The sequence below is a fragment of the Chromobacterium violaceum ATCC 12472 genome, from assembly GCF_000007705.1.
In the GTDB taxonomy this organism is placed as follows: domain Bacteria; phylum Pseudomonadota; class Gammaproteobacteria; order Burkholderiales; family Chromobacteriaceae; genus Chromobacterium; species Chromobacterium violaceum.
Genome location: NC_005085.1, coordinates 3094748 through 3107581, shown reverse-complemented (window position 1 = coordinate 3107581; position 12834 = coordinate 3094748). Strand labels below are relative to the sequence as shown.

The 12834-nt window shown below is 69.0% G+C and carries 12 protein-coding genes; 5 read left to right on the top strand and 7 right to left on the bottom strand.

The features are described 5' to 3' along the window. Positions 1-212 precede the first annotated feature (212 nt). Positions 213-1454, top strand: coding sequence for a TIGR03862 family flavoprotein (locus CV_RS13965; protein ID WP_043598067.1), 1242 nt, complete (start codon positions 213-215; stop codon positions 1452-1454). Positions 1455-1551: 97 nt separating this feature from the next. Continuing rightward, positions 1552-1914, top strand: coding sequence for a YkgJ family cysteine cluster protein (locus CV_RS13960; RefSeq protein WP_043596347.1), 363 nt, complete (start codon positions 1552-1554; stop codon positions 1912-1914). Here the strand turns inward: CV_RS13960 and CV_RS13955 are convergent. Genes CV_RS13955 through CV_RS13930 form a run of 6 tightly spaced genes read right to left on the bottom strand, consistent with a single transcriptional unit; the run spans position 1911 to position 7849 of the window. After that, a complete protein-coding gene (locus CV_RS13955) occupies positions 1911-2858 on the bottom strand; it encodes an alpha/beta hydrolase (RefSeq protein ID WP_011136396.1) in 948 nt (315 codons plus the stop codon). The genes CV_RS13960 and CV_RS13955 overlap by 4 nt on opposite strands. Further along, positions 2855-4276 carry an efflux transporter outer membrane subunit gene (locus tag CV_RS13950; RefSeq protein WP_043596345.1) on the bottom strand — a complete coding sequence of 474 codons (1422 nt, stop codon included), beginning with the start codon at positions 4274-4276 and terminating at the stop codon, positions 2855-2857. Before CV_RS13950 ends, CV_RS13955 begins: the two co-directional genes overlap by 4 nt. Further along, positions 4273-5148, bottom strand: coding sequence for an efflux RND transporter periplasmic adaptor subunit (locus CV_RS13945; RefSeq protein WP_011136394.1), 876 nt, complete (start codon positions 5146-5148; stop codon positions 4273-4275). The genes CV_RS13950 and CV_RS13945 overlap by 4 nt, the downstream gene beginning before the upstream one ends. 4 nt (positions 5149-5152) lie before the next feature. Then, on the bottom strand, positions 5153-5353 hold the full coding sequence (locus CV_RS13940; RefSeq protein ID WP_011136393.1) for a DUF1656 domain-containing protein: 201 nt from the start codon (positions 5351-5353) through the stop codon (positions 5153-5155). After that, entirely contained in the window at positions 5350-7380 is a 2031-nt protein-coding gene (locus CV_RS13935) for an FUSC family protein (protein ID WP_043596342.1), read from the bottom strand. The genes CV_RS13940 and CV_RS13935 overlap by 4 nt, the downstream gene beginning before the upstream one ends. Next, on the bottom strand, positions 7361-7849 hold the full coding sequence (locus CV_RS13930; protein ID WP_011136391.1) for a MarR family winged helix-turn-helix transcriptional regulator: 489 nt from the start codon (positions 7847-7849) through the stop codon (positions 7361-7363). Before CV_RS13930 ends, CV_RS13935 begins: the two co-directional genes overlap by 20 nt. Positions 7850-8159: 310 nt before the next feature. Between CV_RS13930 and CV_RS13925 the strand changes: the two genes are divergently transcribed. Both CV_RS13925 and CV_RS13920 read left to right on the top strand, forming a co-directional pair. After that, complete coding sequence (locus CV_RS13925) at positions 8160-9191, top strand: patatin-like phospholipase family protein (protein ID WP_011136390.1); 1032 nt, start codon at positions 8160-8162, stop codon at positions 9189-9191. A gap of 129 nt (positions 9192-9320) precedes the next feature. Beyond that, positions 9321-9806, top strand: coding sequence for a DUF1801 domain-containing protein (locus CV_RS13920; protein ID WP_011136389.1), 486 nt, complete (start codon positions 9321-9323; stop codon positions 9804-9806). A gap of 123 nt (positions 9807-9929) precedes the next feature. Here the strand turns inward: CV_RS13920 and CV_RS13915 are convergent, their stop codons facing one another. Then, the gene (locus CV_RS13915) at positions 9930-11192 is read right to left on the bottom strand and encodes a DEAD/DEAH box helicase (protein ID WP_011136388.1); all 1263 of its coding nucleotides are present in this window, start codon (positions 11190-11192) and stop codon (positions 9930-9932) included. 167 nt (positions 11193-11359) lie between these two features. Between CV_RS13915 and hflX the strand changes: the two genes are divergently transcribed. Next, positions 11360-12748: a GTPase HflX gene (gene hflX / locus CV_RS13910; protein WP_011136387.1), complete on the top strand. Its 1389-nt coding sequence runs from the start codon at positions 11360-11362 to the stop codon at positions 12746-12748. The last annotated feature ends 86 nt before the right edge of the window (positions 12749-12834 follow it).

Below are 12834 nucleotides of genomic sequence, written 5' to 3'. Positions count from 1 at the left end.
CCATGTGTGTGGCTTCGTTATTGTCGGCCGGATTGCGGACAGTCCCGGCTATGCCGTATGGATTCTGCTGGAGAACGGTAACCGGACTTCTGGTCTGGATCAAACATTGTCCGGAAAACGCTTGCCCTTGGGTTGGCGGCGGATTTCTGCAACAATCGCGCCCTTGCCGCCACGGCTATGGTGAAAATGGAACAGGAATACAGGGAATGGGCATGAGTGACAGCACAAGGCGCGGCGTCGCCATCATCGGCGGCGGTCCGGCGGGCCTGATGGCGGCCGAGGTACTGGCGCAGCGCGGTTATGCGGTGGATGTGTACGACGCGATGCCGTCGGTGGGCCGCAAATTCCTGCTGGCGGGCATCGGCGGCCTCAACCTCACCCATTCCGAACCCTACCCAGCCTTCGTCGGCCGTTATGGCGACCGCGCGGAACAGGTCGAGCCGCTGCTGAAAAATTTCGACGCCGACGCGCTGCGCGCCTGGGCGCATGGCTTGGGGGTGGAGACTTTCGTCGGCAGTTCCGGCCGGGTGTTTCCGCGCGAGATGAAGGCGGCGCCGCTGCTGCGCGCCTGGCTCAGCCGGCTGCGCGAGGCCGGCGCGCGCATCCACGTGCGCCACCGCTGGCAGGGCTGGAGCGCCGACGGCAGCCTGAAGTTCGACACGCCGGACGGCGAACTGGCGGTGCGCGCCGACGCCACGCTGCTGGCGCTGGGCGGCGGCAGCTGGAAGAAGCTGGGCTCGGACGGCCGCTGGATGCCGTGGCTGGCGGAAAAGGGGGTGGCCACCGCGCCGCTGCTGCCGTCCAACTGCGGCTTCGACGCCGGCTGGAGCGATTTCTTCGCCGACAAGTTCGCCGGCGAGCCGCTGAAGTCGGTCGGCCTGGCCTTCCAGGGCGGCGACGGCCGCGAATTCAAGCGCGTCGGCGAGTGCGTGATCACCCAGAGCGGCATCGAGGGCAGCCTGGTCTACGCCTGCTCGGCGCTGCTGCGCGACGAGATCGCCCGCGCCGGCTCCGCCACCTGCTATCTGGACCTGATCCCTGCCTGGGACGAGGCCCGGGTGCTGGCCGAGGTGTCGCATCCGCGCGGCTCGCGCTCGCTGTCCAGCCATCTGCAGAGCCGGCTCAACCTGAAGGGCGCGCGCGCCGGCATCCTGCGCGAATGCCTGGACAAGGAAAGCTTCCAGAACCCGGCCATGCTCGCCGCCGCGATCAAGCGTTTGCCCGTGACCGTGACCGCGGCGCGGCCCATCGACGAGGCGATCAGCACCGCCGGCGGCGTCTGCTTCTCCGCGCTGGACGCGCGGCAGATGCTGGCCGCGCTGCCCGGCGTGTTCTGCGCCGGCGAGATGCTGGACTGGGAAGCGCCGACCGGCGGCTATCTATTGACTGCCTGTTTCGCCAGCGGCCGCGCGGCGGGGCAAGGCATCGCCGACTGGCTGGAGGCGGCAAGATAGTTTTACTTGAGGGCGGCAGGCAGGTCTGACAAAATACCCGGATCGCATTTTTTCGCCCATCCCGGGCGCGATCCGCAACCTGTTTTTCTTGCTTGCCATGAGTGAAAAAAGCAATCCCTGCCAATCCTGCGGCGCGTGCTGCGCCAGCTTCCGCGTTTCTTTCTACTGGGCCGAGGCCGATGACGGCGGCGGCCTGGTGCCCGGCCATCTTACCGAAAAACTCAACGACTGGACCCGCTGCATGCGCGGCACCTGGTCCACCAGCCCGCGCTGCGTCGCCTTGCGGGGCGAAGTGGGCGGCAGCGTCGGCTGCGGCGTCTATCCGCTGCGGCCCAGTCCCTGCCGCGAAGTGGAGGCCGGTTCGGCGCAGTGCCTGAAGGCGCGCGCCAGCCACGGCCTGCCCGCGCTGTGGGAAGCGCCGGTCGCGGCCAACGAGGCCGAGCCGCTGCTGGCCGGCTAGGCCAGGCTAAGGTCGAAGAAAACTTTCAGCCTGGCCGCCGCGGCGGCCACGCAGGGCTCGCGGTCGTACAGGTCGAAGTGCGAGGCCCAGGCGATCAGGCACAGCTCCTTAGGCTCCGCGGCGGCGGCGATGGCCCGCTCGCTGAAGTAGCGGGTGTCGGCCTCGGCCCCGGCTATCATCAGCAGCGGCCGCGGGGCCAGCATATCGATGCGGGCGAAGGCGTCGAAGCCGGCCAGCGCGTCCAGGCCCGACACCACGAAACGGTTTTCCGCGTTGGGGTGGCGGCCGCGCGGCGTGCGGTAGTAGTCGTAGGCCTCGCGCAGCAGCCGCTGCGGCTGTTCGGCCGCGGCCTGCGCCGTTTCCGCCAGCGCGCTGCGGGTGGCGGCGGCTTCGCCGCGGTCCTGGGCGGTGCGGTCTTCGGCAGCGGCGGCGAGCAGGCTTTGCAGCTGTTCGGGCGTGCGGCTGCCGTTCAGGCCTTCGCGCAGCAGGCTGCCCTGGCAGACGGCGTTGACGGCGGCCACGGCCTTGATGCGCGTGTCGGTGCGGGCGGCGAACACCGCGTAGCCGCCGCCGGCGGCGATGCCCAGCGCGCCGATGCGTTCCGGATCGACATCGGGCAGGTTGGACAGATAGCTGACCGCCGACTTGATCCCCTCGGCGCGCGAATGGGGCGTTTCCAGATGGCGCGGCAGGCCCTCGCTCTCGCCCTGGTAGGCGGTGTCGAACGCCAGCGCGAGATAGCCGGCCTGCGCCAGACGCTCGGCGTAGCGCCCGGCCACTTGTTCCTTGACGCCGGTGAACGGGTGGCTGACCACGATGGCCGGGTAGCGCTTCTGTGGCTGGTAATCGGCGGGGCGGTAGAGATGGCCGACCAGTTCCAGGTCTTCGCTGAGAAAAATCACTTCCTGTTTCATATCGTCGTTCTGTTCGATTGCGAGGTTCAACGTGGGATCTGCTCCCAGCCGCCGCCCAGCGCCAGGAACAGATTGACCTGGTCCAGCGCCACTTGCGCGTCCGAGGCGGCCAGCGCCGATTCGTTGCCGGCCAGCGCGCGGTCCGCGTCCAGGCTGGCCAGGTAGGGCGCGCGTCCCGCCGCGTACAGGCGGCGATTGTCCTGCGCCGCGGCGCGGGCGTTGTCGCGCGCCGAGCGCAGGTCGGCGTTGCGCTCCAGGTCCTTGGCGTAGAAGGTCAGCGCGGTTTCGGTTTCGCGCAGCGCGTTCAGCACCACGCCGTCGAAATGGGCGAGCGCCGCGTCGGCTTCGGCTTCGGCCGCCTTCACCCGGGCGCGCGCGCCGCTGTCCGGAATGGTCCAACTGATCAGCGGTCCCAGGCTCCAGCGCCGGGTGCGGTCTTCGCCCGCGTGCTCCAGCAGGCCGGTGACGCCGGCCGACGCGCCCAGGCTGACGCTGGGATAGAGCTGGGCGGCGGCCACGCCGATGCGGGCGGTGGCGGCGGCGAGCTTGCGCTCCGCCGCGCGCACGTCAGGGCGGCGCTTGAGCAGCGCCGCGCCGTCGCCGACCGGCAGCGGCCGCTTCAGCCGCGGCAGGTCGGAGCAGGCGGCGGCGGGCAGCTCGGCCGGCGTCTTGCCCAGCAGCGCGGCCAGGCGGAAGCGGGCGGCGTCCTGTTCCGCCTGCAGCCGCGGCAGCGCGGCGCGCTGGATGTCGGCCTGGGCCTGGGCGCGTTCCACGTCGGTGGCGCGGCCCCGCCCGGCGGACTGCATGCGCTTGGCCACCGCCACGCCGCGGTTCTGCAGGTCGAGTTCATGTTTGGCCACCGCCAGCTGGTGTCCGGCCGCGCAGCCTTGCACATAGGCGCGCACGGTTTCCGCCGCCACCGTGGTCCGCGCCAGGTCCATCGCGGCTTCGGAAGCCTGGGTGCCGGCGCGGGCGGCTTCCTCGGCGCGGGCCAGTTTGCCGAACAGGTCGATCTCGTAGCCTATCTTCAGCCCGCCGTCGCCGACATTGGCCACCGGCAGCTTTTTCTCGATCAAATACGCCTCGCCGGAGTCTTGCGCGCGCTGGACGGCGGCGGACACGCTGGCGTGCGGGTCGCGCTCGGCGTTGACCGATGCCTCCACCGCCAGCGCCTTGCGCAGATTGGCGGCGGCGGCGCGGATGTCGGCGTTGGCGGCCAACGCTTCTGCCACCAGCGTGTCCAGCCTGGCGTCGTCATACAGCCGCCACCAGCCGGCGGGGACGGGCTGCTGGGCGAATGCCGGGGCGCTCGCGGACAGGAAGGCGGCGTTGGCGGCGGGCTTGCCCAGCGCGGCCTGCGATGGCAGATGGTAATCCGGACCGACGGCGGCGCAGCCGGCCAGCGCGCCGGCCAGGACCAGCGCGCTCAGCTTGCGCGCGGCTTTCATGAACGGCCTCCCTGGCGCACCGACACGGTGGCGGTGCGGCCGGCGATCAGCCGGAAATTGGCCGGCACTTCGTCCAGCGCGATCCGGACCGGGATGCGCTGCGCCAGCCGCACCCAGTTGAAGGTGGGGTTGACGTTGGGCAGCAGCGAGGCGCCGTTGCTGCGGTCGCGGTTTTCGATGCCGGCGGCGATGCTCTGCACGTGGCCGCGCAGCTTGCGCGATTCGCCCATGATCCGGATGTCCACCGGCTGGTTGAGCTCCACGCCGCCCAGCTTGGTTTCCTCGAAGTAGCCGTCCACGTGGAAGGAATGGGAGTCGACGATGGACAGCACCGCGCGGCCGCTGGCGGCGTAGTCGCCGGCGCGCGGGGTGCGGTCGTTCAGATAGCCGTCCACCGGGCTTTTGATCGTGGTGCGCTCCAGGTTCAGCCGGGCCAGGCCGACGGCGGCCTCGGCGGCGGCCAGGGTGGCCTCGCCCAACTGCACCTTGGCGTCGCCTTCCTCGCGGGCCTCGGCGGCTACCAGGTCGGTCAGCGAGTGGTTGCGCGCGGCCTCGCGGCGGGCTTGGGCCAGCGTGGCGCGCTGCGCGGCGAGGGCGGCTTCGGCCTGGCGCAGCGCCAGTTCGTAATGCGCGCGGTCCACCACGAACAACACCTGGCCTTTCTTGACCAGCTGGTTGTCCGAGACTTTCACTTCGGTGATCAGCCCGGACACGTCCGGCGCCACCTGCACCACGTCGGCGGCGATATGGCCGTCGCGGGTCCATGGCGCGTCGGTGTAGTAGATCCAGATATGCCGCACCACCACGATGGCGACGGCGACGGTGGCCAGGGTCAGCAGCACGGACCCGGCTTTGCGAATGCGGTTGTTCATGATGTCACCTGTGAAACAGCGCGATCGTGGCGCCCAGCACGATCAGGTAAAGCGCGAAATTGAAGAGGGAGCGGTGCCACACCGCGCGGTACAGGCCCAGGCGGGCCAGCGCGCGGCGCAGCAGGCTGCTGGCGGCGAAGGCGATGACCATCATCACCAGCAGGCTGGGGAAGTAGACCCCGTAGAAATTGACTTCGCCTATCATGGCCGGACTCCTGGAACAGGCGACGCCGGCTGGCAGCCTTCAGCGTCGGGGAACAGCGACACGCGCATCTCCACCAGCGCGCCTCGCGCCTCGCGCGCGGCCGGGGCGGGATCGGCCAGCGTGAGGGCGATGGCCGCGTCCAGCCGGCCCAGCAGCGCATCCGGCGCGTCCAGGTAGCGGTCGGCTTGGGCGCAGGCGCGGAAGTGCTCGCTGACGCCTTGCAGCGCCGCGTCCACCGCCTGGTGGGCGGCGCCGGCCAGGCGGTGCTCGTCGCGCTGCAGGTCCAGCGCGCTGAAGCCCACCCGCAGCTCGCGGAAGCCGGCCGACGGATCGGCGCCGTCTGCGGCCAGGCGCGGCGCCAGCAGCGACAGGCGGTCCAGCATCAGCGCCGTCAGCCGCGCGTAGTCGCCGCCGTGGCGGCCGGCGGCGTTATGCGCCAGATCGCGCCAGTTGGAGCGGATCAGGCGGCGCAGCGTCAGCTCCGCGCCGAAGGGGCGCGTGGTCAGCGTCCACACCAGCGCGAACAGTATGCCGGCCGCGCCGGCCAGATTGCTGTTCAGAAAGGATTGGAAATCGGCGTTGTAGCTTTGCTGCAGGCCGATCAGGTTGGCGGTGAACACCACCAGCAGCATCGCCACCGGGCCGAAGCGCGGCTGGGTCAGCAGCGCGCCGCCCAACAGGAAGGGCGGCGCCAGGCACAGCGCCAGCATTTCGAACTCGTGCACCGCCGGCAGCACGGCGAACAGCAGCAGGCCGGCCAGCATGGTGCATACGGTATTGACGACGAACATGGTGCGCAGCATCGGCGCCGGCTCGTCCATCGAGCCGAACAGGCAGCAGGCTATCGTGCCCAGGATCACCGCGTTGGCGCCGTCCTGCCAGCCCAGCGCGATCCAGACGAGGCAGCCCAGGAAGATGCCCAGCGCGGCGGTGCCGGCGGCGAAGGCCAGCAGGCCGTAGTCGTAGTGGCGGGCCTCCACGCCCACTTCCCAGCGGCGGTAGGCGGGCTTCCAGTCCCACAGCGGCAACCCGCGCGAGATCAGCGCGCGCAGCGTCAGGCAGTCTTGCCACAGGTTGACCAGCGATTTCAGCCGCATCCGCGCGGTGCCCTCCAGCAGCGACGGCCAGCCGCTGTCCGGCGGCGGCTGGTCCAGCCGGCGGCGCAGCGCGCGCGCCTGGCTCAAGAACCATGGATTGTCGGCCGGATAGCCCAGCCAGTCGGACACGTCTGCCATCAGCTGGAGCAAATCCGCGGACGCGCCGCCGGACGTCTTGCGCAGCGCCGCCAGCAGCTCGGACAGCGACGAGAGCAGCGGCGGCAGCATGCTCATCCGCGCGCGCAGCTCGCCTGCGGTGCGCTCGGCGTTGCGGCTGGTGGCGTCGTAGGAGAGGTGGGTGAGCAATTGGTCGAAGGCCAGCAGGTCGGCCGCCAGCCGGTTGCGGCCCGCGGACGGGGGCTGGGGAGCGTTGCCCAGGGTGTCGGTCGCCCAGGCCGCGGCGTCCCTGAGCCAGCCGTCCACGCGCGGGCTGAGCGCGGCGGACACGCGGGTGGGCAGCACCAGCGCGGCGACCACGCTGGCGCAGACGATGCCGAGGGCGATTTCCTCGCTGCGCGCGACGGCGATGTCGAACACGTTTTCCGGCGCGTACACCGCCGACAGCGCGATCAGCGGCATGGTGTAGGCCGGCAGCCGCAGCAGGTAATGACGCGGCGTGTGGTCCAGCATCGACAGGTAGAGCAGGGAGCCGGACCACAGCGCCACCACCAGGCTCAGCAGCACCGGCTCGTTGGCCAGCGGCGGCACCACGAACACCGCCGCCGCCGCGCCCAGCAGGGTGCCGAACACGCGGTACACCGCCTTGGAGCGGGTGGCGCCGATCAGCGGATGTGACACGATGTAGACCGTGCCCATCGCCCAGCTCGGGCGAGGCAGGCCCAGCGCCAGCGCGATGTACAGCGCCAGCATCGCGGCGGCGAAGGTGCGAGCCGAGAACAGCCAGTCGCGTCTAGCGGGCAGCGCGATCATGGCGTTTGTCCAGCATGGGGTCGTTGGGCGGCCGGGTTTGCGCGGCCTGCTCCAGCACGTGGAATACCCGCAGCGCCGCTTCCAGATCGGCCTTGCTGAGCGGCGCCAGCACGCGCGAGCGCAACGCGACCAGCTCCGTTTCTATCTTGCGGCTGAGCTCGCGGCCGGCGTCGGTGAACCACAGCGTTTTCACCCGGCGGTCATGCAGGCCTTGTTCCCGCCGCAACAGGCCAGCCTGGCTCAGCTGGTCTACGATGCGAACCAGGGAGGCGGGCTCCATGCCCAGCTCTTCGGCCAGCGCGCTGTGGCTGACGCCTTCGCCCAGCCGGCCGATGAACAGCAGCGCGGAGCCGCCGGATACCGAAATGCCGTGAACCGTCAGCGCTTCCTGCGCGATATGCCGCCACAGCACGCCCATCGGGCGCAGGCTGCTGGTCAGTCTCAGGCGTAATAGATCGATGTCTTCCATGGTGTTTGCCGGCCGGTAGGCCTGATGAGGATAGTGATGGTGTAAACGGATTGTAGCGGCAATTTTATTAATTAGCAAACTAACTAATTGACAGGCCGACATGGAGCCCGGGCGAGGACAAGGCGGTCTGCGGATATCGGCAAGCAAGGCCCGAACCGGCATAGGCCCGCGCATTGGGGGATTGGCCGCGGACAGGCGGCATTCTGCATGCGGCGGAATTGCCCGTTTCTCAGCTTGTCCATATAAACGTCACTTGAGAGCGGCGAGCTGCCATGCCATATTGTGCATTGCAGCAATTCTGGGAGCGGCTATGTTCAGGCGTGTGGAAGGCGAGCTGTCGCTGAGCCTGGCGCTTCAGGGCGGCGGCGCGCATGGCGCGTTCACCTGGGGCGTGCTGGATGCCTTGCTGGAAGCGGGGCGCTACCGCTTCGACGGCCTGAGCGGCACCAGCGCGGGGGCGATGAACGCGGTGGCGGTGGCGCACGGCTTGTGCCTGGGCGGTCCTGAGGCGGCGAGGGAGACGCTGGCCGCGTTCTGGCTCCGTGTGGGGGAGAGCTTGCCCGGGGAAATGGCGCGGCCCTCGCCATTCAGCATGGACTCAACCGTCTCGCCCAGCCTGAAGATGGCGCTGAAACTATCCCAATGGTTTTCGCCGTACCAGCTCAATCCGCTGGATTACAACCCCTTGCGCGACATCATCGTCTCGCTGTTCGATTTCGAGCGCATCCGGCAGGCCTCGCCGGTGCAGCTGTTCGTGGCCGCCACGCATGCCAACAGCGGGCAACTGAAGCTGTTCCGCAACGACGATCTGTGCGCCGACGCTCTGCTGGCATCCGCTTGCCTGCCTTCGTTGCAACAGGCCGTGATGATAGACGGCGAGCCTTACTGGGACGGCGGCTTCGCCGCCAACCCGGCGATCTTTCCCTTGTTCAAGTTCTGCCGCAGCGATGACATCCTGCTGGTGTTGCTGTCGCCGATGGCGCACGGCGAGACTCCGCGCACGGCCGAGGAAATCCAGCGCCGGGCGATGCTGCTGGGTTTCAACAGCGCTTTTCTGCGCGAGATGCGCTTGTTTGCGCTGCTGCGGGAGATGGCCGACGCGCCGGCTTACCTGCGCGGCCGGCTGGAGCGCCACTTGCTGGCCACGCGCTTCCATTTGATAGAGGCCCATGACTTGCTGTCCGAGCTCGACGCGTCCAGCCGGGCGTTGACCCATGGCCCGTTCCTCGCATGGCTGCGAGACGAAGGGCGTAAGGCGGCGCAGTCGTGGATGGCGGAGCACGGCGGCAAGGTGGGCCGCAGCGCCAGCGTGGACATCAACCGGCTGTTTCTCAAAGCCTGACGGCCTGCCGCTCCGGGCGTGGCAAGGCTGGAATGTTGATGGCATGATTGACGATCCCGGCCCGGAGTCCAGGGCAATCATCCACGCCTGGGCGCCATGCTTTGCCGGCTGGATGCGGAGCGGGAAATCATGGCGCGTGGCAACGCTTTCATGGAGAAGTCGATGCAAAAAACGATTCTGGCCGCGGATCCCTCGGCATCGGAACGGATCGATGCAAGGATCGCCGAACTCGGGGGCTGGCGGGGAGAGGTGTTGAGCGGGATGCGCAGGCTGATTCGCGAAGCGGACCCGGAGATTGCCGAGGAGTGGAAATGGAAGGGCACGCCGGTCTGGTCGCGCGCGGGGATCATCTGCACCGGCGAATCCTACCAGTCGGTGGTCAAGCTGACCTTTCTCAAAGGCGCGTCGCTGGATGACCCGGCCCGGCTCTTCAATGCCAGCCTGGATGGCAACGCGAGGCGCGCGATCGATATCCGCGAAGGGGACGAGATAGACCCGGACGCGTTCAAGGCGCTGGTGCTCGCCGCGGTCGCGCTCAATCTCTCAGCGGCCAAGCCCGGGCCGGGACGGCGCAAGCGCGATCCGGGCCGAGGCGCGCCGGAGGGCCGCCTCTAAGGCGGGTTGGCCAAGCTCCTGACGCCGACGCAGGCAGTGCAAGTCGTACGGCAAGTCGGCGCAACGCAGCATCAGGGGTTTTGTTAGCCGCTCTAAGCCGCGCCATCCCCGCCGCGGCCCGCCTTAGTTGCCGCCGGCCTCCTGCATGGCGGCGGCTTCGCGCAGCTTGTCCTTCTTGCTCTTGCGTTTGCCCTTGATGCCGCCATTGCCGTCCGGGTCGGTCAGCGAGGCGGCCGCGATGGCCGTCTCGGTCGGCTCGAAGCCGGCGATCCGTTCGCGCGGCAGCCGCAGCTGCTGGCGTTTTTCTATCAGCCGGAAATGGGCGGCGCAGTCTGCGCTGACGAAGCTGATGGCTTCGCCGCGGGCGCCGGCGCGGCCGGTGCGGCCGATGCGGTGGGTATAGTCCACCGGCGAGCGCGGCAGGTCGTAGTTCACCACCAGCGGCAGCCGGGCGATGTCGATGCCGCGCGCCGCCACGTCGGTGGCCACCAGCACCCGCAAACGTCCCGATTTGAGATCGGCCAGCGCCTGGCCGCGCTGGCCCTGGCTGCAGTCGCCGTGCAAGGCGGCGGCGGGCACGCCGTTGCGCCGCAGCTTGTCCGCCACCCGGTCGGCGGCCTGGCGGCTGGCGACGAATACCAGCGCCTTGTCCCAATCGCGCGTCGCCAGCAGGTGGCGCAGCAGCAGGGTGCGCTTGCCGGCGTCCACCTCGATCGCGCGCTGGCGGATGTCTGGCGCGGTGGCGGCGGCGTGTTCGATGTCTATCCGCAGCGGCTGCTTCAGCAGTTTTTCCGCCAGCGCGCGCACCGCGGGCGGGAAGGTGGCGGAAAACAGCAGGTTCTGCCGCGCCGGCGGCAACCGGTCCAGCACGCTGCCCAGCTCGTCGGCGAAGCCCAGGTCCAGCAGGCGGTCGGCCTCGTCCAGCACCAGGGTTTTGACGGCGGAAAGACGCAGCGCGTTGTGGTCGAGCAAATCCAGCAGCCGGCCGGGCGTGGCCACCACGATGTCGGCGCCGCCGCGCAGCGCCATCATCTGCGGATTGATCGATACGCCGCCGTAGACCACGGCCACTTTCAGCTTGCGCGGCAGGGACTGGGCGAGGTCTCGCAGGATGTCGCCGACTTGGGCCGCCAGTTCGCGGGTCGGCAGCAGAATCAGCGCGCGCGGCTGTCGCAGGATGGCGCGCGGGCTGTCCAGCCATTGTTGCAGCAGCGGCAGACAGAAGGCCGCGGTCTTGCCGGAGCCGGTCTGCGCGGTGGCCAGCACGTCGCCGCCTTGCAGAATGGCGGGAATGGCGGCGCTTTGGATGGCGGTGGGCCGGACATAGTCTTGTTCCAGGGCTGACTGGACCAGGTCGGGCTGCAGGCCCAGGGAAGCGAATGGCATGAATGAGGACGGCTGTTCAAATATGGGAGACGGGGCACGAGGGCCCGAGGCGGCACGAGTATCGGCCGCGGCGGCCGTCCGGTCAAGAAAGAACAGCGACTTGCCAGCGGGAAACGCCGTTTGCGGTTACTATCTGCTCTCTTCATCCAAAGTAAAGCCATTCGCAGATGCAAACAGAAGTCAAAGAGACGCCCCGCTACGCCATCGTGGCCTCGGTGCAGTTGCCGGAAGTCAGCGACGCCGAGTTCGAGGCCTCGCTCACCGAGCTGAGCGAGCTGGCCAAGACCCTGGGCTTCCAGGTGGTGCAGACTTTTGTGCAAAAGCGCAGCAGCTTCGACCGCACCGCCTATATGGGCGTGGGCAAGCTCGACGAGATCAGCATGTACGTCAAGCGCGGCATCCGCGCCGACGAGCTGGAGGACGAGCCGCAAGAGCTGGACGCCAGCTCGGTGGCGATCGACGCGCTGCTGGTGGACCATGAGATCTCGCCGTCGCAGGCGCGCAATCTCGAGCTGGCGGTCGGCTGCGAGGTGATGGACCGCACCATGGTCATCCTGGAGATCTTCCATCGCAACGCCCGCTCGCGCGCGGCGCGCGCCCAGGTGGAAATCGCCCGTCTCGGCTACATGGCGCCGCGCCTGCGCGAGGCGGCCAAGCTGGCCGGCCCGCAAGGCCGGCAGCGCAGCGGCATGGGCGGCCGAGGGGCCGGCGAATCGCATACCGAGCTGGACCGCCGCAAGGTGCGCGACCGCATCGCCGAGCTGCAGCGCGAGATCGTCGCCATGGAGTTGGAGCGCAAGACGCAGCGCGCGCGCCGCCTGGAGCGGCAGGGCCTGGGCCTGGGCGGCGTATCGCTGGTGGGCTACACCAACGCCGGCAAATCCACGCTGATGCGGGCGCTGACCGGCAGCGAGGTGCTGGTGGCCAACAAGCTGTTCGCCACGCTGGACACCACGGTGCGGGTGCTCCACCCGGAGAGCGTGCCGAGGGTGCTGGTCAGCGATACCGTGGGCTTCATCAAGAACCTGCCCCACGGCCTGGTGGCCTCGTTCAAGTCCACGCTGGAAGAAGCGCTGGACGCCTCGCTGCTGCTGCATGCGATCGATGCCAGCGATCCCGGCTTCCAGCGCCAGCTGGAGGTGACCGACGAGGTGTTGAGGGAAATCGGCGCCGACGACGTGCCGCGCATCCGCGTATTCAACAAGATTGACCATGTCGGCGACGAGGCCGAGCAGGCCGCCTGGACGGCGGAGCTGCGGCAGCGCTATCCCGGCTGCGTGGTGATGAGCGCGCTGCGGCCGGAAGATGTCGCGAGTCTGCGCGCCGCCATTGTTGCTTTCTTCCAGCAAGACCTGGTAGAGGACGAATTGCTGCTGCCGTGGTCGGCGCAGCAGCTGCGCGGCGAAATCTACAGCCACTGCCAGGTGCTGGAGGAGCGCGCCGAGGAGGAAGGCTGCTGGTTCCGCGTGCGCGGCGAGCCGGAAAAGCTGCGCAGCCTGCGCGAGCAGCTTAATCCGGGCTCCCAGGGGCGGGAAAAGGAATACTGGGAGGCCTGAGCGGCCGCCGCAGCGAAAAGAGCCTTGTCGAGCAAGGCTCTTTTGCATTCTCCATCCCGAATGGCGTGCCGCTGGCGCAGCAATCA

Bases quoted from the DNA above. Each gene is read 5' to 3' on its own strand.
- CV_RS13915 (WP_011136388.1), bottom strand. From the start codon at position 11,192: ATGCCATTCGCTTCCCTGGGCCTGCAGCCCGACCTGGTCCAGTCAGCC.
- CV_RS13965 (WP_043598067.1), top strand. From the start codon at position 213: ATGAGTGACAGCACAAGGCGCGGCGTCGCCATCATCGGCGGCGGTCCG.
- CV_RS13960 (WP_043596347.1), top strand. From the start codon at position 1,552: ATGAGTGAAAAAAGCAATCCCTGCCAATCCTGCGGCGCGTGCTGCGCC.
- CV_RS13945 (WP_011136394.1), bottom strand. From the start codon at position 5,148: ATGAACAACCGCATTCGCAAAGCCGGGTCCGTGCTGCTGACCCTGGCC.
- hflX (WP_011136387.1), top strand. From the start codon at position 11,360: ATGCAAACAGAAGTCAAAGAGACGCCCCGCTACGCCATCGTGGCCTCG.
- CV_RS13930 (WP_011136391.1), bottom strand. From the start codon at position 7,849: ATGGAAGACATCGATCTATTACGCCTGAGACTGACCAGCAGCCTGCGC.
- CV_RS13950 (WP_043596345.1), bottom strand. From the start codon at position 4,276: ATGAAAGCCGCGCGCAAGCTGAGCGCGCTGGTCCTGGCCGGCGCGCTG.
- CV_RS13940 (WP_011136393.1), bottom strand. From the start codon at position 5,353: ATGATAGGCGAAGTCAATTTCTACGGGGTCTACTTCCCCAGCCTGCTG.
- CV_RS13935 (WP_043596342.1), bottom strand. From the start codon at position 7,380: ATGATCGCGCTGCCCGCTAGACGCGACTGGCTGTTCTCGGCTCGCACC.
- CV_RS13920 (WP_011136389.1), top strand. From the start codon at position 9,321: ATGGCGCGTGGCAACGCTTTCATGGAGAAGTCGATGCAAAAAACGATT.
- CV_RS13925 (WP_011136390.1), top strand. From the start codon at position 8,160: ATGTTCAGGCGTGTGGAAGGCGAGCTGTCGCTGAGCCTGGCGCTTCAG.